Origin of the sequence: Kitasatospora sp. NBC_01287 (genome assembly GCF_026340565.1) — a bacterium.
Lineage (GTDB): Bacteria > Actinomycetota > Actinomycetes > Streptomycetales > Streptomycetaceae > Kitasatospora.
The window spans coordinates 7,160,063-7,180,838 of record NZ_JAPEPB010000001.1 but is presented as its reverse complement, the minus strand read 5'-3'; the positions used below and the strand labels follow the sequence as shown (position 1 = coordinate 7,180,838).

The window sequence follows — 20,776 nt, the reverse complement described above, 5'->3', positions numbered from 1 at the left end:
GAGGAGATAGTACGGATGCAGCACGCCAGAGGCCGGCTGGCGCTGACCCCGACCGAGCGCGAGCGGCTGGCCGACTGGTACGAGGAGGCGGTGGCCGGCAGCGGGCAGCCGAGCGAGGAGCGATCGGTCCTGGAGCTGCTCACCCGCCCGTTCAGTCGGGCCGAGATCCCCGAGTACTACCGGTACACCAGCCTGCACGTCTACGACTGGTTCCTGACGCCCCACCAGGCCGATCCGGTGACGGCCGGGCTCACCGCGCTGCGCGTCACCCTGCTCGACCTGGCGGCGAGGGAGCGGGAGCAGCGCGCCCCGCTGCCGGGCTTCGGGGCGGCCGAGTCCGCCGAGCGCCGGGCCCGACTGGCGGCCCTGATCGACACCTTGGACACGCCGCCCGACCGCCCCGGCGGCTGGTGGCCGCAGGGGCCGCCGGGCGAGCCGGGCGGCCCGGGCGAGCCGCGCCGGGAGCTGAGCGTGCTGGTCAGGTGCACCGGGTTCCCGCAGTCCGACGTGCACCACGAGCACCTCTTCCTGCGCTCGGTGCACGCCTGCGAGGTCGTCTTCTTCCTGGCCCGCTGGACCGCCTGCCGGGCGATCGCCGCCATCACCGCCGACGACCTGCCGCAGGCCCTGCTGCGCACCCGGCAGACCGCCCGCTGCGCGGAACTGCTGACCGGCATCCTGCACGTGCTGCGCACCCTCTCCCCCGAGCAGTTCATGAGCTTCCGGGCGGCCACCGGCGACGCCAGCGCGGTGCAGTCGCTCAACTACCACCTGGCGGAGCTGGCGGTGTACGGCTACGACCCGCGCAAGACCGAGGTCTTCCTCGGCGTCCACCACCTGCACCCGCTCAACGAACCCCCGTACCGCGATCTCTGGCCGCTGCGCTCGGCCGTCCGGGCGGCCGACCAGCCGGAGCTGACCGAGGCCTTCGCGGCGGTCGAGCAGGCCCTGCTGACCTGGCGCGGCCGGCACTACGGCTTCGGCCGCCGCTACCTGCCCCGCGAGCTCAAGGGCTCGGGCGGCACCGAGGGTGCGGGCTACCTGAAACGCATCGTCGACAAGACGCCCTGCCTGCCGGGCCCGAGCGGGCCGGTGCCCGAAGAGATGTTCCGCTTCGCGCGCTGCTGACGCCCCAGCTGATCTGATCCGACGTCAACTCGGCAAGGAGAAGCCGACCATGCCCACGAGCCCGATCCTCTCCGCCGCACAGGCCCGCAGCATCCTGGATGCCGCCCTCGCCAAGGCGCAGGCGCTGAAGACCCCCGTCGCGGTGGTCGTGGTGGACCCAGGCGGCAATCCGCAGACACTGGCCCGGATGGACGGCGCCACCTTCTGGGCCACCACCGTGGCCACCCACAGGGCGGTGACGGCCGCGGGCCTCGGCGTCCCCACCATCGACTTCGGCAAGGCCGCCGCCGGCGACCCGGTGCTGCTGGCCACCATGGCCGCCCAGCCCGGCTTCGCGCTGCTCCCCGGAGGCCTGCCGATCTACCTGGACGGCACCATCGCGGGCGCCGTCGGCGTGGCGGGCGGGGTGAGCGGCGAGGACCAGCCGATCGCCGAGGCGGGCGCCGCGGCGGTGGCCGGCGTGAGCTGACCCCTCGCCGGGCCGGTCAGCCACCGCGGTCAGCCATCACGCCAGCCACCGCGGTCAGCCACCGCGGTCAGCCACCGCGGTCACCCGCCCAGCGCGCCCAGCGGCATGAAGCGCGTCGCCCGCTCCTCGCCGAAGAAGTCCAGCAGCAGCCGGCTGACCAGCTCCGGCTTCTCCAGCGGCGCCACGTGCGAGGTGCCCGGGAGCACCGCGAGTTGGGCATCGGGCAGCGCCCGGGCGATGGCAGCGCTGTGCTCGATCCGCACCCCGTCGTCGTCGCCCTGCATCACCAGCACCGGCGCGGTCAGCCCGGGCAGGTCCTCGAAGCCGATGTCGGGTTCCGTGCGCCACATGGCGAGCCACTTCGCGAAGACGACCGGGAAGTGCTCGGGACCGTCCGGCGAGAGCGGCTCGTACTGCGGGCGGAACATCGACTCGAGCATCGCGGTATTGGCCTCGCTGACCAGCTCCAGGTCGGCCGCCGTGCCACCGTCCCGGCTGACCCCCGAGCTGATCAGCACCAGCTTGCGGACCAGCTCCGGGCGGCGCAGCGCCAGCCGCAGCGCGACCGTGCCACCGGCGCTCCAGCCGACCAGGTGCACCGGGCCGGTGCCGAGCTCCGTCAGCAGGGCCGCCAGGTCCTCGGCGAGCAGCTCGCTGCTGACGGGGCCCGGCAGATCGTGGGTCCGGCCGTGCCCGCGCCGCTCCGGCGCGTAGACCCGGTAGCGCTCGGCCAGCGCCGGTAGTTGGCCGTACCAGCTGTCGGCGGTCGTCCCGCCGCCGTGCAGCAGCACGACAGGATCGCCCTCGCCCGCGACCTCGTAGTAGGTCCGCAGACCGTTGACGGTCAGGTATTCCCCCATGCCACGCTCCCCTTCTCGCGCCGGCTACTTGAGCAATGCTCAGGTCGATCATAGCCAGACCTCCTGAGCTAAGCTCAAGTCCATGCCGCTCCACCGCGATGACGTCGTCCGAGGCGCGATCGACCTGCTGGACGAGGTCGGGCTCGACCGCCTCACCACCCGCGCGCTGACCACCCGGCTCGGCGTGGCACCCGGCGCGCTCTACTGGCACATCCGGAGCAAGGCCGAACTGCTGAGCGCCATCGCGGCGGAGATCATGCGGGAGGCCTTCACCGCACCAGCCGCCACACGTGGCGACTGGGCCGAGCAGAGCGCCGCCTTCGCCCACCGCACCCGCCGCGCCATGCTCGCGCACCGCGACGGGGCCCGGGTGGTCGCAGGCCACCTCCCGTTCAGCGCCGCCGCCCTGGACGCCACCGAGGCAGGCCTGGCCCTGCTGCGCGGCACCGGCCTGCCGCTCGCCCGCGCGGCGTACTTCGGCCACACCGTGGCCAGTTACGTGACCGGCTTCGTCCTCCAGGAGCAGGCGGAACCGCCGGTTGCCGAGACCACCGAAGGGGCGGCCGGCACACCGCTGCCGACGGTCACGCCGGAGCGGCACCCCCATCTGCTGGAGTGGATGTCCGCGAAGCCCACCGACCGCGAGGAGGCCTTCACAGCCGGCCTCGACCTGATCATCAACGGCCTGCGCGGCGAGCTCGCCCAGCAGTAGGCCGCCGCCACGGCACCGACCGGACGGTCCACGCCGAGCAGGTCACGCCGAGCAGGCCACACCCACCGGGTCACGCCGAGCAGATCACGCCGAGAGCAGCTCCACGCCCTCCGGCTGCCCTCCCACCAGCACGCAGCAGGAAGCGACTTCGTCCAGCGACAGCCCCAGCGCCTGGGCCAGCGCCACCACCGTGAAGAACGCCGGGGTCGGGGCGCGCCCGGTCTCGATCTTGCGCAGGGTCTCGGGCGACAGCCCCGCCTGTGCGGCGACCTCGACCATGCTGCGCTCGCCCCGGGCCTGCCGGAGCAGGGCACCGAGCCGTTCGCCGCGTTCGCGTTCCAGTGGAGTGAGGGGGGTGCGCACCATGCCGACGATTCTAGGGCCTCACTCCACCAGGAGCGTGATACAAATACCGGTATAAGAATTGGACTGATCACGAAGGCCGGGAGGCCACCCATGGTGGAGATCAAGACGGACGCCGCACTGGACGCGATGCGCGACGCGGGGCGCGTGGTCGGAGACGCGCTGGACGCCGTGCGGCGCGCGGCGGCGGTGGGGGTCTCACTCGGTGAGTTGGACGAGGCGGCCCGCGGGGTGCTGCGCGCGGCGGGGGCCCGCTCCCCCTTCCTCGGCTACCGCCCGGGCTTCGCCGACACCCCGTTCCCGGCGGTGATCTGCGCCTCGGTCAACGACGCCGTGGTGCACGGCATCCCGACCGGCTACCGGCTGCGCGACGGCGACCTGGTCAGCATCGACTGCGGAGCCGAGGTCGGGGGCTGGACGGGCGACGCGGCGATCAGCTTCACCGTCGGCACACCTCGGCCCGCCGACCTGGCGCTGATCGAGACCACCCGGCAGGCACTGGCCGCGGGCATCGCCGCCGCGGTGGTCGGCGCCCGGATCGGGGACATCTCGCACGCCATCGGCAAGGTGGGCCGGGCCGCCGGCTACGGCATCCCGGCCGACTTCGGCGGCCACGGCATCGGCCGCCGCATGCACGAGGACCCGCACGTGCCCAATGAGGGCCGACCCGGACGCGGCCTGCGGCTGCGGCACGGCATGGCGCTGGCGATCGAGCCGATGTTCCTGGCCGGCGGCCAGGACACCTACCGCACCGGCCCGGACGGCTGGACCCTGCTGACCTGCGACGGCAGCCGCGCCGCCCACGCCGAGCACACGATCGCCATCACGGAGGACGGCCCGCGCGTCCTCACCCTCCCGTCCTGAGCCTCCCCTGCCTAGCGGCGGCCGGCGGCGTCGCGGCGCAGCACCCGACCGCAGCGCCGGGCGTAGAGCTCCTGGAAGAGCACTGCGAGCGGATACCCGACCCGGGCGTACCAGCGGACGGGCCGGCTGAACGCCGTCACGCTGAACCAGACCTGCCGGTCCGGCGCCAGCTCCACCAGGAACGCCTCCTCTCCGCACTCGGGATGCCCGGGCAGCGTCCCGTAGCCGAAGCCGCGCCGAGCCGGACCGTCCACGGCCCAGACCACCTCGCACGGCGCCGCGATCCCGAGCCGGCCTCGACCGAGCAACACCCGCACCCGCACACCGGGAGCGGCCCGCGCGGCGCTCGCGGTCAGCCGCACCCCGACGGCGCGGTGCATCCGCCAGTCGAGCAGCCGCTCGCCCGCCGCCGCGAACAGCGCCTCGCCCTCGCCGAGGCGGGTGCGGTACCGCAGGTGCCGGTAGCCGGCCGGCAGCGGGCCGGGGCGACCGGTCGCGCCGACCTCGTGGTAGCTGAATCCGCTCACCGCCCCATCATGGCGAACCACGCCGCGCCAGGCCGACACCACCCCAAGTTCTCTTGATATCAAGATATTGTGCGAGGCAAGCTCGACCACAGGTAGATATCTTGATGTCAAGAGAATGAGACCCGAGGAGCCGGCATGCCCACCCCCGTCTGGGACCCGCAGCAGTACCTGCGCTTCGCCGACGAGCGCACCCGCCCCCTGCACGAGCTGCTCGCGAGGGTCCCCGAGCTCCCCGCCGCGCCGGTACTGCTCGACATCGGCTGCGGGCCGGGCAACTCGACCGCCGAGTTGCGCCGCCGCTGGCCGCAGGCGGCGATCACCGGCATCGACAACTCCGCCGAGATGCTCGCCACCGCCCGCGGCGAGCGCGGCGAGCCCAGCGCCGCGTACCTGCTGGCCGACGCCGCCCAGTACGACCCCGCACCGGCCCGGCCCGACCTGATCGCCTCCAACGCGACGCTGCAGTGGGTCGACGGGCACCTCGACCTGCTGCCGCGCTGGGCGGTGGCACTGCGGCCCGGCGGCGTGCTCGCGTTCCAGGTGCCGGGCAACTTCGAGGCGCCCAGCCACCTGCTGCTCGGCGAGCTGCGCCGCGGCCCCCGCTGGCGGGACCGGCTCGGCACCGAGGCGACCCGGGCCGGCGTGCACCGACCCGAGGTCTACCTGGACGCGCTGCTGGCCGCCGGCTGCACCGGCGACGTCTGGGAGACCACCTACAGCACCCTGCTCACCGGCCCCGACCCGGTCCTGGAGTGGACCAAGGGCACCGCACTGCGTCCGGTGCTCGCCCGGCTCACCGATCCGGGCGAGCGCGCGGAGTTCCTGGCCGAGTACGGCGCGCTGCTGCGCGAGGCGTACCCGGCCGGGCCGCACGGCACGGTCTTCCCGTTCCGCCGGATCTTCGCGGTCGGGGTCAAGCGCTAGCAGGCACCTCCCCGCACTCCGCCACAGCCGAGCCCCTGCCCCCGCCCCGCCACCGCCACCGCCACCGCCACCGCCTCAGGAACGCAGCTCAGGAACGCAGCTCCAGCGTGCAGCACTTCACGCTGCCGCCCGCCTTGAGCAGTTCGGACAGGTCCACCCCGAGCGGTTCGAAGCCGCGCTCCTTGAGCTGCTCGATCAGCCCGGAGGCCGCCTGCGGCAGCAGCACGTTGCGGCCGTCCGAGAAGGCGTTCAGACCGAAGACCGCCGCGTCCTCGGGCGAGGCGATCACCGCGTCGGGGTAGAGCTCGCGCAGCACCGCCTGGCTGCCGGGGGTGAAGGCGGCCGGCCAGTACATGATCTCGGTGTCGGAGAGCACCGCTAGGGCGGTGTCCAGGTGGTAGTGGCGCGGGTTGACCAGCGTCAACCCGGTCACCGGCAGGCCGAAGAACTCCTGCAGCTCGGCGTGCGCGCGCCGGTCGGTGCGGAAGCCGCTGCCGGCCAGGATCCGCCGCCCGACGCAGAGCAGATCGCCCTCGCCCTCGTTGATGAACTCGGGCCACAGCACCTCCTGGTAGCCGTTGCGCAGGAACCAGGAGAGGTAGGCGGGCCCCTCGGCGGTCCGCTCGACGTGGCGGAACCGGGCACCCAGCACCTTGCCGTCGACCACCGTGGCACCGTTCGCCGCGAAGACCATGTCGGGCAGGCCGGGCACCGGCTCGATCACCTCCACGGTGTGGCCGAGCGAGAGGTAGAGGTCGCGCAGCCGGTCCCACTGCAGCAGGGCCAGGCTGTTGTCCACCGGCTTCTCGGGGTGCATCCAGGGGTTGATCGAATAGCAGACCTCGAAGTGCTTGGGCCGGCACATCAGCAGTCGGCGCGGCCTGGCCACCCGCTCGGCCACCCGCCCGGTTCCCGCCTCGGTCACTCGCTCGGTCACCCGCTCGGCCCCCGGTCCGGTCCCCGTCGCGGTCTCGGTCTCGGTCGTCATCAAAGCCACGGTGAATCAATTCCTCGGTGAGTAAGGTTGGTTGGCGGAATCAGGAGCCGGTTCCAGCACGTCGAACCAGCCGTGGCCGACCAGCGAGCGCACCAGCTGCGCCGGATCGCCGCCACCGGTGTCGACCACCGCGACCTCAGGCAACTCGGCTGCCACATGGCCGCGTTCGAAATCCGAGGCGGTCAGGAAGACCACCGACTCGGTGCCCAGGCCCAGGGTCTCGGCGGCCCGACGCAGATTGCCCGCTCGAGGCGCCCAGCTGACCACCCGGCGGGCGAACAGCTCGGCGCGCAGCAGGACCTCGGGCCGCTCACTGAGCACCCGCTCCACCGGATCGGGCGCGTGCGGGTCGGTGGGGAGCAGCCGCACGCCCTGCTCGGCGAGCAGCGCCACCGTGCGCCGGACCTCCGGCGGCCAGCGCTCGGCGTCGGGGCCCAGCGCCAGCAGCCGGCGGGAGAGGCCGAGCCTGGCCTGCCCGAGCCGACGGACCTCCTCGGCCAGCAGCAGCAACGCCCGGTCGGTGTACGGGGGGTCGGAACGGGCTTGCCGGCGCTCGTCGCGGGCGGCGGCCGGCACCGTGCTGAGCAGCCCGGCCAGGTCCACCACGTGGATCCGCTGGTCCTGCTCGGCCAGCTCCAGCAGGCCGGCGTTGAGCCGGTACCAGAGGCGGGTCAGCAGCGCCCGGGCCCGGATGCCGATCACGGTGTCCCGCAGCCGGGCCGGCAGCGGGACGGTGTGCAGCACGATCGCCACCGGCCCGACCGACCGCAGGTCGGCCGCCAGTTGGGCCAGCCGCCGCTCCAGGTGCCCGCCCAGCGCCGCCGGCGCGGTCAGGTCGAAGCGGTGCGGCAGGAAGGCCGACTCGTCCAGCAGCCGGACCAGCAGATCGGGAGCGGGGCCGGGCGGCCCGGCGGGCGGCCCGGAACCGAGTGCCGCGCAGGGCAGCTCGATCAGCTCGGGCCGGGCCCCCGCCGCGACCAGCACCGCGCGCAGCAGCGCGCCCAGCGGGCCGGGCGGGCAGGCGGGGGCCAGCACCACCCGCAGTGCCCGTAGTTGGCCCTCGGGGTCGCGCAGCGCGGCCAACGCCAGGCCCGCCGCGGCCAGCAGCACCGGGTCGGCACTCTGCGCGAGCGCCAGCCGCACGTCCGGGGCGGGCGCTCGGCCGGCCGCCACGGCCTGCCGCACGGCCTCGATCAGTTCGGGCATCCGGCCCTCACGACGCCGCCCCGGCCGGGGCGTCCGGCACGGCCTCCTCCAGCCAGGAGATGCCGCTCGCGGCGTGCGCCCCGTAGCGTTCCCAGCGCTCGTGCAGCCGGATCCGACCGTCCGGCAGTCGGCTCGGGGTGGAGTGGCAGCGCCCGACCACCACCTGACCATCCGTCAGGACCATGCAGTAGGCGAAGTCCAGCGTGCCGTCGGGGCCGCAGACACCGGCGAGGACGCCCTGGCGGGTGTCACCGCCGGAGAACTCGCCGCGCAGCAGATCGCCGTCCTGGTGGTAGCGGGCCGAGCGGCCGGACTCGCCGGGATCGGCGCCCGCCGGGCGGAAACTGCGCCCGTCGTAGTCGTACTCGCGGTCGTGATCGTAGTCGTACACGCGGTCGTGACCACGGTCGTGATCGCGGTCGTGATCGCGGTCGTGATCGCGGTCGATGGCGGTGTTCACTTCGGCTCCACCGTGACCTTGATCCGGTCCGCGAAGCCGGTCATGGTGTCCATCGCGTCCTCGAAGGTGGTACCAGTGGTGCCCAGGAATCCGAAGATCGAATTGCCGTACGGCGGACGCAGGTTGACGTCCCCCGGGCGTGCGGTGAGCTTGAACAGGAAGACCTGCTCGGAGGTGCTCACCTGCTCGGGCACCTCGATGCCGGTGATGGTGCCGCTCTCCTCGGCGATCAGGCACATCGCGGTGATGTGGGTGCCGGTGGGGCGGTAGTGGCGCACTTGCGGCGCGACCCCACCGCCGATGTCCGCCACGGCCTTGATCGGGTCGTGCCCCGCGGTCAGCCGCGCGCAGGCGTCCAGGCCGCCGCCGCCCACCCGTGCCGCGATCTCCAGCAGGTACGGCTTGCCCTGGTGGAAGCGGACCTCGGCGTGCGCCACACTGCGCCGCAGCCCCTGGGCGTGCAGTCCGGCCTTCACCACCTCGTGCACCGCCACGAGTTCGGCCTCGCTCAGCGTGGTGGGCCCGTGGTGCACGTCGTCGTCGAAGGTGGCGCCCTCCAGGGTGATCCGGTCGATCACCGAGCCCAGGTAGACCTCGTCGTCCCAGGCCACCGCCTCGATCAGGAACTCCCTTCCGTCCAGGAAGGATTCGATCAGCAGCCCGTCCGGCCCCAGGTCCACCCCGCCGACCTCGGCGTGCGACCAGAACATGCCGGCCAGGCCCTCCTTGGCCTGCTGGTAGCGCTCGGCCAGCTCGGCCTCGTCGTCGACCTTGAAGACGAAGTAGCTGCCCGCGCCCAGGGTCGGCTTGATGATCACCGGGTAGCCGAACTCAGCGGCGGCGGTCTTCGCCTGCTCCAGGCTCTCGATGTAGCGGAAGGCCGGGTGGGCCGCCCGCCCGCGCTCATGGGCCTGGCGCATCAGGTACTTGTTGCGGCTCGCCTTGGCCGCCTCGACCCCGATGCCGGGCAGGCCGAGCGCCTCGGCGACCACCGCGACGGCGATCACGGCGGGCTCGCTGAAGGTGATCACGCCGTCGAAGTGCTCGCTCTCGTGCCACTCCTTGGCCAGCTCGACCAGCCGATCGGCCTCCCGGGAGCCGGCCAGCCGGTAGCGGTCGGCGGGCCAGAAGTCCACGTCACCGACCCCGTTGAGCACGTAGAGGTCCACCCCGAGGTCGACCACCTGCTGGTAACGGGACTTGTAGTACTGCTTGTTCTGGACGCTCTCGATGGCGAGCAGCTTCATCGTTCTTCCCTCCTGCGGGTCAGGGTGGGCAGCCGGAACGGGGTGATCTTCTCGGGCAGCGCGGCGTCCGGCACCAGCTCGACCCCGGCCGCCCGGGCCTGGGCGGCGGTGTCCACCAGGAACGGGGCGGCCACGGCCAGCAGGCCCCGGGCGGCGGCCAGCAGGTCGCCGAAGCCGGCGCCAGCCGCGGCCTGGTCACGCAGCTCGGCGATCCGGTCGGTGATCAGCGCGGCGGCCCTGGCGACACTGAAATCGGCCAACTCGAAGCAATCGGCGACCTGTTCGGCGAACGCACGGGCCGCCTGCCGGGCCGGCTCACCCACCGGCACCGGGGCGCTGCCCCGCACGGCCCGCAAGTCGTCCAGCAGTGCGGCGAGTTCGTCCCAGGGGCCGACGATCCGGGCGGTGCCGGCCGCGGCCAGCTCGGCGCGGTCGAAGTTGGTCCGCTCGCGCTCGGGCAGGGTCAGTGCCAGGTAGAGCCGCAACACGTCGCGCGGCGTGTCCGCGAGCAGTTCGCGACCCCGGATCAGATGGCCGCGACTGGTGGAGAACTTGGCGTGCTCCAGCTCGTAGAACTCGTTGACCACGCTCGCCCGCGGCCGCACGTAGCGCCCGCCGTGCGCGAGCATCAGCGCCAGGTCGACCACACCCCAGTGGTAGACGTTGTCGAAGCCGTGCAGGAAGACCAGTTCGGCGCCGTGCTCGGCCCGCCAGTACTCGTCGTAGCCGACCTCCGGGTCCTGCCCCTGGGCCCACCATGTGGCGTACATCGCCAGCGGCATCCCCTCGACCCAGGGGTAGACGATCTGGCCCGGCGTGGGCGCGAACGGCGCGGGCACGCCCCACTCGCCGGGGACCGTCACCGGGACCACCGGCAGTGGCCCGGCCAGCAGTTGCTCGATCAGCCGGTTGGGGTGGGGGCGCCAGCGCCCCGCGGCCTCGGCGAAGTGGGCGGTGAGCTCGGCGCGGTACTCCTCCAGCGGGAGCACCAGGATCGTCACCTCCCGGAATCCCACCGGCTCCTCGGGGTCCAGCGCGTAGCGCGGTTCGAGCAGTTCGTCGAAGTTGTTGGGCGCACCGCAGTCCTCGCAGGCCCCGCCGTTGCTGCCGGCCCCGCAGGCGGGGCAGCGGCCGCTCAGCAGGCCGTCGTAGAGGTGCAGCCCTGACCGCTCGGCGTAGGGCAGCCGCACGGTCTGCTCGCGCAGCACCCCGCGCTCGTACAACGCGGTGACGAACCCGGTCACCGCCGCCCGCGCGCCCTCGTCCACCGGCGGCATCAACTGCGTTCCAGTGCTCGTGAGTTCGATCGCCATGTCGCGCAGCGAGCGCTCGATCGCGGCGGTCGAGTCGGCGGTCAGCCGCTCCGGCGTGCTGCCGGCCCGGGCGGCCGAGGCCACCACATAGGTCTGGCTGTCGTCGGTGATCGTGGTCCAGGTCACCTCGGCGCCGCTCGCGCGCAACCGGCGGGCGTAGATGTCGCCCGCCAGGTAGGGGCCGGCCAGGTGGCCCACGTGCAGGTCACCGTTGGGCGTCGGGGTGGCCGCCACCACGATCCGGCGTGGGGTCGCGCTCACGAGGCCGCTCCGGCGGCTTCCTGCTCCTTGGCGTGCCGGTCGAGGAAGGCCACGGCCAACTCGCTGTCCCACCAGATCGAGTAGAACTCCAGGTTGCCCTCCGCACCCTCCTCGTTGATCGCGTAGTGCGTGGTCCCCGGGGTGAAGTGGACCACGTCACCGGCGGCGAACGGGCGCCGCTCGCCGTCGCCCTCGATCAGGCCCGCCCCGCGGGCCGCGATCCAGATCTCGTACTCGTGGTGCTCGTGCGGCCGCGAGGAGGTGCCGGGCTCGACAATCGACCAGCAGCCCTCGAACGGCGCGTTCAGCAGCGGCCACGGCACCAGCCGCTGGGTGAACAGCTCGTACTCGAACGTCAGCCCGTCGCGGTTCAGCGGGCGGATTTCCATCGTCATGTGCGATCCCTCTCCCGGAATCAGAAAGACGGCGGCCAGAAAGCGGCCGGTGAATGCGGCGGCGGCCGGAAAGGGCAACCGGAAAGAGGCCGGCGCGGGCCGGAAAGGACCAGGAACGGCCAGGAACGGCCAGGAACGGCCAGGCACAGCCAGGAGGGCCAGGGCGGCGGCCGTCGACGCGACCGGGATGCTCTTGTGGATGTCAGGCGGCGTCGACCAGCAGGCCCGGCTGGTCGCGGCGGCCGAGCAGGTCCTGCACGATCTCGCCGGAGCGCCCGGCCAGCACGCTCAGCAGCGAGTCGGAGATGCCGTGGGTGGCCTCGTTGACCCCCTGCAGGTAGACCGCGGGGCCGCTCTCCTCACCCGGCAGCACCAGGCGGTAGTTGCGCGTCACGGTCACCTCCGCCAGGCCGAGCTGGTCGGCCAGCCCCTGCACCAGCCTGGGCATCCGCCCCTCGAAGCCGGTGCCCAGCAGCACGTGGTCGGCGGCCAGTTCGGAGCTTCGACCGGTCCGCCGGTCGACCAGGGTCAGCACGACCTCGCCGTCCTCGAAGCGCGCGGACACCACGTCGGCCATGGTGATCAGCTTCAGCCGCTCCTCGCCGCCGAGCCGCTCCAGGTAGCGCTGGCGGTAGAGCGTCTCCAGCAGGCCCGGGGCCAGGCCCGCGTAGTTGCTCAGGTGCATCTCGCGCAGCAGCTGCTCGCGGGCCGGGCCCGGGGAGGCGAAGAAGTCGTCGATGAACGAGCTGTAGTAGACCTCGTTGGTGAACTTGCTGGACTCGTAGTTCTTCAGGCCGATCGAGCGCATCACCATCGTCGTCTCGGCCGCCGGGAAGCCCTGGTGGACGGCCCAGAGCAGCTCGGCCGCGCTCTGCGCGCCGCCGATCACCACGAAGCGCTGCTTGGCCGCCGGGTCGAGCGCGGCGATCCGCGCGGAGTACTCGGCGCTGTGGATGACCCGCTCGGCGGGCAGCTGGGCGAACTCCGCCGGGATCCGGGCATCGCGCCCGGATCCCACCACCAGGTGGCGCGAGGTGATCTGCGAGCCGTCCGCGAAGCCGGTCCGCCAGCCCCGCAGCCGTCCGTCCCGGCCGCGCAGCGGGGTGATGCCGGTGCTGCGCCGGCCGTAGTCGATCCGGACCGTGGCCAGGGTGTCGGCGACCCACTGCAGGTAGCCGGAGATCTCCTGCCGGTACGGCGTGAAGGTGCCCAGGTTGATGAACTCGTCCAGCCGGCCCGCGGAGTGCAGGTAGTTGATGAACGAGTAGCGGCTGGTCGGGTTCCGCAGGGTCACCAGGTCCTTCAGGAAGGAGACCTGGCTCTGCGTCCACGGCAGCAGCATGCCGCGCTGCCAGATCACCGAATCGTGCTGCTCCACGATTCGGGTCCGCTCGGCGAGATCGCCCGGTGCGAGTTCTTCCAGTGCCACCGCCAGGGCGAGGTTGGCCGGTCCGGCGCCGATGGCGAGCAGTTCGATGTCCTGGCTTTCCAAAACATTCCCCAATCACGGAAATGGTGGGTGCATTCCCCTTTGCGCAGCAAACCACGGTGGTTTTTCGCCGACAAGGCGTTCAACTGACCGAATTCCTGGTTCAACTGACCGAAAACGCGTTCAACCGGCCGCGGCGGCCTGGAGGAGTTCCTCTGCGGCGGTACGCGCGGCGGTGAGCGCCGTCTTGGCGGCGCCGCCGGTGCCGCCGGTGAAGGTGAAGAGTCTTTCCTGGCCAACGAGCTGACGGAGCATCAGCCCGCCTGACAGGGCATAGCAGTCGGTGGCCGCGACGGTGCGCGCGTGGCCCGGGTGGCGCCTGCCGCCCGGCCCCGGCGGCAGCCGCAGGCGCTGCTGGGCCACCGCCAGCACCCGCACGGCCAGCGCCGGATCGGGGCGCGGTGCGACCGGATCCACGTCCCAGCGGTCGGTGGGCAGGCCGAGCAGCAGGCCGTCCGGCCCGTCCGGGCGGCCGTAGAGCCCGGAGGTCTCGTCGACGAACGAGCCCAGGCCGGGCGGGAGTCGGACGCCGCGCAGCACGGTGTACTGGATCTGCTTGCTGCGCAGCCCCTGGTCGGGCAGGCCCGCGCGGGCCAGCAGCGCCGGTGTCCACGGTCCGGTCGCCAGCACCACCGCCCGGTGGCGCGAACGCAGTTCGGCGTCCGAGGGATCGGCCACCGGCTCGGCGCACAGCCGGCCGCCGTGCCGCTCGACGGCGGTCAGCAGCGAGCGGCGCAGCCGGGCGGGCGAGATCCGGCCCGCCGCCCGCTCCAGCACGGCCCAAGTCCCGGGTGGCAGACTGCGGAAGGCGGGCAGCGAAGCCGCCTCGACCAGTTCGGCCGAGCCCGGCAGCAGTCCGTCCAGCAGCCCCAGCACCGCGTCCGGGCCCGGCGGCCGGTCGCCGCCGGGGCCAGGGCCGGGGCCGGGGCCGGGGCCGCTGCCAGGCAGCAGCACGAAGCAGGAACCGGTCTCCCGGTAGCCGGCCCAGTCGCGGAGCACCGGATCAGCCCGCAGCTCGGCCAGGCCGGTCGCGGCCGACCTGGCTGCCACCAGGTCGGGTTCGAAGCCGCGGACCAGTCCACCGGAGGCCTCGGTGGCGTCCGCCGCGGCGCTCTCCCGGCCGCCGGTGAAGACCGTGACCGGGCATCCGCGCCGCACCAGCCGCCAGGCGAGCGCGGCACCGGCCAGTCCGCCGCCGACGATCGCGACCCGGTCGCGCCCGACACCGCGCCCAGGAGCACGCCCTGGAGCAGGAACGGAGCGGGGAGCGGACGCGGGGTGCGGGGCGGGCCCCGGGCCCGGATGCGGCGGCGGGCCCGGGGCGGCTCCGGTGGCCTGCCGAGCCGGCATCGGGTCAGCCGATCTGGCGGGCACGGTAATGGAGTTCGATCGACAGCTCATGCCAGATGTCGGAGCACTCCTGCGCCAGGTCGGCCACCACCGGCAGTAAGTGCGAAGGGATGTTGCCCAGTTCGCTCTCCGCCTCGCCGACCACCACCAGTCGGCGGTGCAGCCAGATCAGCAGCGCCCGGCCGTGGTCGGTGAAGCGCAGCGAGGGATCGCGGCGCAGCGTCTCCAGTCCGGCGAACGGCTCGGGGCGCTCCGGCCGTTCGGACCGCTCGGGCCGCTCGGTGCGCTCGGTGCGCTCCCGCCGGACGGTCTGCGGGGCGTGCCGAGCGTGCGCGGCCGACCCGGCCATGCCGAGCGGGCCCATCGCGGCGAGTCGGCCGTTGCGCGGCGCCGGAACCGAAGCTGTCGGCGCCTCAACCTCCACCTCCACCTCCTGCGACACCCTCAGCCCCGCGGACCCGCCCGGCGCACCGGCGCCCGCCGACCCACCGGCGCCCGGCGACCCACCGGCGCCCGGCGACCCACCGGAGGGCGCGGAGACCGCGGCCAGCTCCACCCCCTGGGCGGCGGCCAACTCCCCCGCGCCGCGCGGCACATCACGGTGCACCGGGTCCTCTCCCCGCTCCAACCGGGCCCTGATGTCATGTGCCGTACCCAGCGACACCCCGGCCGCCTGGGCGATCTCACGCAGCGAGGCATCCGGATACTCGCGGATCACCGCCACCGCCCGCCGCCGTCCCTCGTCCGCGTTGACCGGGCGGAGCCGTCCGTCCCGCCCCACCCGGGTGCCGCGCTGGGCCGCCTCGGCGCCCGCGAGCTTGCGGATGGCGCTCACCGTGCCGGCGGCCAGCCCGGTCAGCTGCGCGACCGCCCGGTCGGCCAGCTCCGGCTGCAACCCGACGATCCGGCGGGCCGCCTCCTTGCGCTCGGCCAGCGAGAGCGGCAGCCCGTGCGCCACGTTGGCCTGCACGCCCAGGATGTAGGCGGCCGCCTCGGTGCCGTCGAAGTACTCGACGACGATGGTCCGTTCACCTTTGAGCTGGGCGGCCCGCAGCCGGTGCATGCCGTCGATCACCCGCATCGTGCGGCGGTTCACCAGGATCGGCGGCAGCTCGGCATCGGTCTGCGCCAGCCGCCTGATGTGCTCTTCGTCCTCCGCGCCGAAGCGCGGCGACTCCCCTGGCCGGATCGACTCGATGGGTATCCGGTCCGCTGTTCTCATCTAGCGCCCCCAGGCAGATGTGTCGCCAGAACGTGTGCGGCTCCATGTGGCGGAGCCGGGCTGTGCGCGGTGAGCGTCGAAGCGGCCGCCGGGCACCCGCCCGGGACGGGGTCGCCGCCGGCGGTGGTGCCAGGGATCGCGCATGCTCGAAACTTCGGGACTGTTCGGAACTCGGGACTGCTCGGAACTCGGGACTGCTCAAAACTCAAGGCTGCGCCAAGGCTCGGGACCGCACCCGGCCGGCGCCTCAGACGCCTTCGCTGACCGGCTCCTGGTCCGGCTGCTCGCTCAGCGCCGCGGACGGCACGATCGGCCGGATCCCGGCCACACCGAAGACGGTGGAGAGCGCGCCGAAGAGCGCCACCACCGGCCAGACGCCGTGGCCCAGTTGCTGGAAGAGCAGGCCGCCGACCACCGGACCGACCGCGGTGCCGGCGGTGAAACTCAGCTGGAAACTGCTGATGTAGCGGGCCTTGAGCCGCGGTGGAGCGGCCAGGCCGGGGTAGGCGAAGAAGGTCGGCCCGCCGACGATCTCGCCCAGCGTCCAGATCAGTGTGCCGGTCAGGATCACCGCGGCACCCAGCGGCAGGCCGTAGCACGCCTCACCGAGGCCGACCAGGGCGAAGCCGGTGCCGGCGGTGAGCTTGACCGGCCACTTCTGGGTGTACTTGGTCAGCGGCAGCTCGACGAAGATCACGATGATGCTGTTCGCCGAGACCGCCAGGCTGTACCAGAAGACGTCGACATGGGCCCGGGTGAGGTCCAGCGGCAGCGTCGAGAGGTACTGCGAGTAGATGATCCCGTTGGTCAGCGCTGCCACCAGGAAGAAGCTGAACCTGGTGTCCTTGAGGACGGTCAGGTAGCTCTCCTTGGGCGCGGCCTCGCCGACACCGGCGCCAGCACCAGCACCCGCGCGCCGGCCGGCAGCCGGCTCCGCGCCCGGCGCCGGCTTGCCGGGCAGCGTGAGGAAGGCCAGCACCGCGTACCCGACCGCCACCACAGCCTCGCCCCAGAAGAGCATGCCGTAGCCGTGGCCGCCCAGCCGGTACAGCCCGAAGCCGAGCTGCGGGCAGAGCGTGGTGCCGATGTTCAGCCCCAGCCGCCAGATCCCGAAGATCATCACCTGCCGCTCGTCCGAGGTGAGTTCGGAGAGCAGCGCGGCCGAGGCCGGCCGGTAGATGGTCTGGAAGAGGCCGACCAGCACCACCGACGCGGTGATCAGCGGGTAGCTGTGCACGTAGTAGACCAGCACCAGCAGGAAGGCCGAACCGGTCATGCTCAGCACGGTGGCGTTGCGCGCACCCAGCCGGTTGGCCAGCGCGCCGCCGACCACCACGCCGGCCACCCCGCCGAACCCGTAGGCCCCGAGCGCGAAGGCCGCGTGACCGGCCGAGTAGCCGCGGGCGGTCAGGTAGAGCACCAGGAAGATGCCGAGGAAGGCGCCGAGCCGGTTGATCACCACGCCCGCCAGGATCGCCTTCACCGCGAGCGGCGACTCCACGAAGGTGGCCCACGCTCCCGGGCCGCCGCCGCTCTCCGCCTTGCCGCTCATCGCCCTGCCCCACAGCATATCTGACGGTTCGTCAGAATCATGGCCATCACCCCGGCAGGACGACGAGTGCCGCCTCGGCCGCGTCCAGCGCCGCGCCGCACGCCGCCCGGTCGTCGGCGGCGGCGGTGGCGTAGGCGATCCGGCCCCAGACCGTGCCCCTGGGCGGCGGTGAGACGACCGCGCCCGGCGCCGCGACGGCGACCGCGCGGTCGATCGCGGCCGGCAGCCGCTGCCGGTCGAAGTCGACCGAGCCGATCACGGTGTCCTCCTCGGCCACGTAGAAGAACCGCACGCCAGTGGTCCTGGCCAGGGTCGCGGTCAGCTCCGGCGCCTGGCCGCAGGCCACCCGGGCGGCGGCCAGGCCGGGGTCGATCCCGGTGGCGAGCCGGCCCAGGTACGGGATCAGGTCGCCGCCGAGCCGCCCGTTGACCTCGATCAGCCGCGGCCCGTCGGCGGTGAGCATGAACTCGCTGTGCGTCCAGCCGTCGGTGAAGCCGAGCGCCGCGTGGGTCTCGGTGAGCAGCCGGGCGAACTCCGGATCGGCGAGCAGCGGGTCCGCCGCCTCGACGAAGTGGCCGACCTCCTCCGCGTAGGGCGGGTAGCCGACCTGCTTGCGGCCGACGAAGAGCGCCGTCACCACGCCGTGGTGGACCACGGAGTCGACGCTGATCTCCTCACCGGTGACGCACTCCTCCACCAGATAGGGCTCGGCGGAGTTGAAGACGACCGGGTCGGGCAGCGTGGTGGTGCGGGTGAAGGAGAAGCCCCGCGCCAGTTCCTCGCGGCTCGCCACCTTGATCACGCCGATGCTCGCGCCGTAGCCGCGGGGCTTGACGATCACCGGGTAGCCGATCCGCTCGGCCGCGGCCAGCGCCTCCTCCTCGGTGCTCACCGGGATCGACAGCGGCTGGGGCACTCCGGCGGCGGCCAGCGCCTGCCGGGTCTGCCCCTTGTCGCGCAGCCGCCAGATGACCGCGGGGTCGCCGTTCGGAAGCTTCAGCGCCTCGGCGATGTGCGAGGCCGCGTGGATCCGCCCCTCGTCCCAGCAGAGCACGCCGTCGAACGGCTCGACCTGGTGCAGTTCGGTGGCGGCGGCGGCGAGCGCCGGCCCGTCGTAGGTGTCGGGCAGCACCGTCCAGCCACTCAGGTACTCGCGCTCCCACGTCGGTTCGACCGTGTGGAAGAGGTGCACCCGGAACTCGGTGCTGATCGGCCCGAGCAAGTACTCGCGGTAGGACCGCATGCCCGTGGCGACCAGAAGGAGAAGTGGCCGCTCTGCCACCCCGCTGCCGGTGATCATTTTCTGACTTCCTTCCTGGACTCCCTCTCCCATCCGGCCAGTTAACGGATCGGGTCGCCGCCTTGGAGTCCTGGCGAATTCGGTCCACAACCTACAAGCGGTTCTGACGGACTGTCGACACATTCGCCAGGGGTGACTCGGACACCGGTCCGAATATGTCAGGGACTCGACAGAAAGGAGCTGACCGAGGGTCAGGCATCGGTGACGGAAACCGTATGCGTTCAACTGACAGGAGTGAACGGTCGAACGCCACGTGTCAGGTCAGGGCGATAAGCTGAACGACGGCCAATCGCTCGACACTTGACAACCAGGCGGCTGGGAATCCAGTGAATTCCGCACGCACAGCGGTCAGGAATCGCGGGCGGCGCTGATCCGATGCACCGTGTCCGATTCTCCGGCGCCGCCCGCGCGACAGCCGAGAAGCAGGTGGCGACCGTGTGAATCGAGCGACCTCGGCCGACCGCGGGCACCCGGGCCTGCGGGCAGGGGGCGTGCGGTCCGGCGGCCCGGCGCAGGCCGCAACCGAACTGCTCACCCGGGCAGTTCCGATCCGCCGGATTCCCGGATTCCCCGATTCCCGGGATTCCCGGATTACCGGCCGGGGCCGCACGAACCGGAGTGCCGCCACGAATTGGCACCGGCCTCCGGGCGGCACAGGTACGCGGCGACGGCGGCCGCCGCCGGGCCCTCCCGTCGTAGCACCTGACGGCCGCCTGGCCCGGTCGGCCACCCGGTCGGCCACCCGGTCGGCCACCCGGCCGGCCACCCTGTCGAGGCCCCTACCCCCCGGCCGCGGCGCCCGCCAGGGCGCCCGCACCGCCGGGCCTGGTCCGCACCGCCCAGGCGGCCAGCGGCGGGCCGAGCAGCCCGAGCAGCGCGAAGAAGACGCCGAGCAGCAGCCAACCGAGCTGCCCCAGCCCCAGGCAGACCGTGGTCAGCAGCGCCGGGGCCAGCGCCTGCCCGATGTCGAAGCTGAGTCCGAGCAGCCCTTGGTACTGCCCCTGGGCGTGCTCGGGCGCGAGTCCGAAACCGAGCGCGAAGTTGCCCGATGACTGCCACACCTCTCCCAGGCTGTGCGCGGCCATCGCCGGCACCACCAGCAGCACCGCCTCCCAGGGCGGCAGATCGGCGGTCAGCGCCATCAGCGGGCAGCTGAGCAGGAAGAGCAGGCCCGCGTGCCGCAACGCCAACCCGCCGTCGCCGGGGGTCCTCACCCGGGACCCGATCGGGATCTGGAAGGCCACGCAGCAGAGCGAGTTGAGGGCGGCGACGGCCGCGACCGTCCACCGCGGGACGGGAGTGTGCTGCGCCAGCCAGAGCGGCAGCAGCAGCGAGGCGACCGGGTACTGCAAGCCCATCGCCCCGTCCACCGCGGCGATCAGTGCGAACGGTTTGTCCCGCAGCGCCGTCCAGCGGCCCTCGGCGGCCGGCCTGGGCAACGGGGGACAGCTCGGCACCCGGAGCAGCAGCAGGCCGCAGCCGAGGTAGCTGGCGGCGTTCAGCAGGATCAGCGCCGCGTAGGCGGCGCGGGTGTCCAGCTGCACGGCGACGGCCGCGCCCGACGTGCCCAGCACCACACCGACGTTGACGAAGGTGCGCAGCCTCGCCCGGAACTCGGCGGGCCGCTCCCCGCCGATCCGGGCGATCAGCGCGCCGCGCGCGGCGTTGTTGGCCGAGAGCGCTAGCAGGTCCAGGGTGGCGATCGCGGTGAAGGCCGCCCAGCTGTGCACGAAGAGGAAGGCCACCATGGTCGCGGTCTGCACGGCCAGGGTCAGCAGCACCACCGCACGCGGGCCGCGCCGGTCGGCCAACTCCCCGGCCGGCACCCCGGCGAGCAGGCCGATCAGCCCGGCGATGCTCAGGCCGAGCCCGATCTGGCCGGCCGGCAGGTGCACCACCCGGGTGAAGTAGAGGACCGAGGCGTTGTTGAAGAGGCCGTTGCCGACCCGGTTGACGAAGCTGGAGAGCACCATGGCCCGCTGCGGCCCGGCCGGCGGCAGCGCCCTGGAGAGCCGTGGGGCGGATATCCGTTCGAGCATGGTGGTCAGCGTACCGACCATCACTCGGCGGCTCTCAGCCCGGCCCGGCAGCCTCCCCCGATCGAGGGAGCACGCTCTCCCCCCTTCCCGCGATGCGC

The 20,776-nt window shown here is 73.0% G+C and carries 20 protein-coding genes; 5 read left to right on the top strand and 15 right to left on the bottom strand.

Features of this window, described 5'->3' with window-relative positions:
- Window positions 1-15 precede the first annotated feature (15 nt).
- Together OG455_RS31505 and OG455_RS31500 are read left to right on the top strand one after the other, a co-directional pair.
- Entirely contained in the window at window positions 16-1,128 is a 1,113-nt protein-coding gene (locus tag OG455_RS31505; RefSeq protein WP_266299560.1) for a tryptophan 2,3-dioxygenase family protein, read from the top strand.
- A gap of 49 nt (window positions 1,129-1,177) precedes the next feature.
- Window positions 1,178-1,597, top strand: a complete 420-nt coding sequence (locus OG455_RS31500; RefSeq protein WP_266299558.1) for a heme-binding protein — start codon at window positions 1,178-1,180, stop codon at window positions 1,595-1,597.
- 80 nt (window positions 1,598-1,677) lie between these two features.
- On the opposite strand, the gene OG455_RS31495 is transcribed toward OG455_RS31500, so the two are convergent.
- Window positions 1,678-2,457: an alpha/beta fold hydrolase gene (locus OG455_RS31495; protein ID WP_266299556.1), complete on the bottom strand. Its 780-nt coding sequence runs from the start codon at window positions 2,455-2,457 to the stop codon at window positions 1,678-1,680.
- 82 nt (window positions 2,458-2,539) lie between these two features.
- Between OG455_RS31495 and OG455_RS31490 the strand changes: the two genes are divergently transcribed.
- Window positions 2,540-3,169, top strand: a complete 630-nt coding sequence (locus OG455_RS31490) for a TetR/AcrR family transcriptional regulator C-terminal domain-containing protein (protein ID WP_266299554.1) — start codon at window positions 2,540-2,542, stop codon at window positions 3,167-3,169.
- Between the two features lie 84 nt (window positions 3,170-3,253).
- Here OG455_RS31490 and OG455_RS31485 read toward each other — a convergent pair whose 3' ends face one another.
- Window positions 3,254-3,535 (bottom strand): helix-turn-helix domain-containing protein, encoded by a 282-nt coding sequence (locus OG455_RS31485; protein WP_266299552.1) that lies wholly within the window; start codon window positions 3,533-3,535, stop codon window positions 3,254-3,256.
- Between the two features lie 90 nt (window positions 3,536-3,625).
- Here OG455_RS31485 and map point away from each other — a divergent pair, with 90 nt between their 5' ends.
- Window positions 3,626-4,396: a type I methionyl aminopeptidase gene (gene map, locus OG455_RS31480; protein ID WP_266299550.1), complete on the top strand. Its 771-nt coding sequence runs from the start codon at window positions 3,626-3,628 to the stop codon at window positions 4,394-4,396.
- A gap of 11 nt (window positions 4,397-4,407) precedes the next feature.
- Here the strand turns inward: map and OG455_RS31475 are convergent, their stop codons facing one another.
- On the bottom strand, window positions 4,408-4,923 hold the full coding sequence (locus OG455_RS31475; RefSeq protein WP_266299548.1) for a DUF1990 family protein: 516 nt from the start codon (window positions 4,921-4,923) through the stop codon (window positions 4,408-4,410).
- A 135-nt stretch (window positions 4,924-5,058) separates the two neighbouring features.
- On the opposite strand from OG455_RS31475, the gene OG455_RS31470 reads away from it, so the two are divergent.
- The gene (locus OG455_RS31470) at window positions 5,059-5,847 is read left to right on the top strand and encodes a methyltransferase domain-containing protein (RefSeq protein ID WP_266299546.1); all 789 of its coding nucleotides are present in this window, start codon (window positions 5,059-5,061) and stop codon (window positions 5,845-5,847) included.
- 88 nt (window positions 5,848-5,935) lie between these two features.
- On the opposite strand, the gene ddaH is transcribed toward OG455_RS31470, so the two are convergent.
- From ddaH to OG455_RS31410, 12 genes are all read right to left on the bottom strand, one after another.
- Window positions 5,936-6,835, bottom strand: a complete 900-nt coding sequence (ddaH, locus tag OG455_RS31465) for a dimethylargininase (protein ID WP_353963021.1) — start codon at window positions 6,833-6,835, stop codon at window positions 5,936-5,938.
- A gap of 15 nt (window positions 6,836-6,850) precedes the next feature.
- On the bottom strand, window positions 6,851-8,050 hold the full coding sequence (locus tag OG455_RS31460) for a hypothetical protein (protein ID WP_266299544.1): 1,200 nt from the start codon (window positions 8,048-8,050) through the stop codon (window positions 6,851-6,853).
- A 7-nt stretch (window positions 8,051-8,057) separates the two neighbouring features.
- Window positions 8,058-8,510: a hypothetical protein gene (locus OG455_RS31455; RefSeq protein ID WP_266299542.1), complete on the bottom strand. Its 453-nt coding sequence runs from the start codon at window positions 8,508-8,510 to the stop codon at window positions 8,058-8,060.
- Window positions 8,507-9,757 (bottom strand): ATP-grasp domain-containing protein, encoded by a 1,251-nt coding sequence (locus tag OG455_RS31450; protein ID WP_266299540.1) that lies wholly within the window; start codon window positions 9,755-9,757, stop codon window positions 8,507-8,509. Before OG455_RS31450 ends, OG455_RS31455 begins: the two co-directional genes overlap by 4 nt.
- Window positions 9,754-11,331, bottom strand: a complete 1,578-nt coding sequence (locus tag OG455_RS31445; protein WP_266299538.1) for a class I tRNA ligase family protein — start codon at window positions 11,329-11,331, stop codon at window positions 9,754-9,756. Before OG455_RS31445 ends, OG455_RS31450 begins: the two co-directional genes overlap by 4 nt.
- Complete coding sequence (locus tag OG455_RS31440) at window positions 11,328-11,726, bottom strand: cupin domain-containing protein (protein ID WP_323185600.1); 399 nt, start codon at window positions 11,724-11,726, stop codon at window positions 11,328-11,330. Before OG455_RS31440 ends, OG455_RS31445 begins: the two co-directional genes overlap by 4 nt.
- A gap of 202 nt (window positions 11,727-11,928) precedes the next feature.
- Window positions 11,929-13,218: a lysine N(6)-hydroxylase/L-ornithine N(5)-oxygenase family protein gene (locus OG455_RS31435; RefSeq protein ID WP_266299536.1), complete on the bottom strand. Its 1,290-nt coding sequence runs from the start codon at window positions 13,216-13,218 to the stop codon at window positions 11,929-11,931.
- 120 nt (window positions 13,219-13,338) lie between these two features.
- Window positions 13,339-14,565, bottom strand: a complete 1,227-nt coding sequence (locus OG455_RS31430; RefSeq protein ID WP_266299534.1) for an FAD-dependent oxidoreductase — start codon at window positions 14,563-14,565, stop codon at window positions 13,339-13,341.
- A gap of 4 nt (window positions 14,566-14,569) precedes the next feature.
- Window positions 14,570-15,787: a ParB N-terminal domain-containing protein gene (locus OG455_RS31425; RefSeq protein WP_266299532.1), complete on the bottom strand. Its 1,218-nt coding sequence runs from the start codon at window positions 15,785-15,787 to the stop codon at window positions 14,570-14,572.
- A gap of 247 nt (window positions 15,788-16,034) precedes the next feature.
- Window positions 16,035-17,339: an MFS transporter gene (locus OG455_RS31420; RefSeq protein ID WP_266299530.1), complete on the bottom strand. Its 1,305-nt coding sequence runs from the start codon at window positions 17,337-17,339 to the stop codon at window positions 16,035-16,037.
- 46 nt (window positions 17,340-17,385) lie between these two features.
- Entirely contained in the window at window positions 17,386-18,639 is a 1,254-nt protein-coding gene (locus OG455_RS31415; protein WP_266299529.1) for an acetyl-CoA carboxylase biotin carboxylase subunit family protein, read from the bottom strand.
- 779 nt (window positions 18,640-19,418) lie between these two features.
- On the bottom strand, window positions 19,419-20,678 hold the full coding sequence (locus tag OG455_RS31410) for an MFS transporter (RefSeq protein WP_266299528.1): 1,260 nt from the start codon (window positions 20,676-20,678) through the stop codon (window positions 19,419-19,421).
- Between the last annotated feature and the right edge of the window lie 98 nt (window positions 20,679-20,776).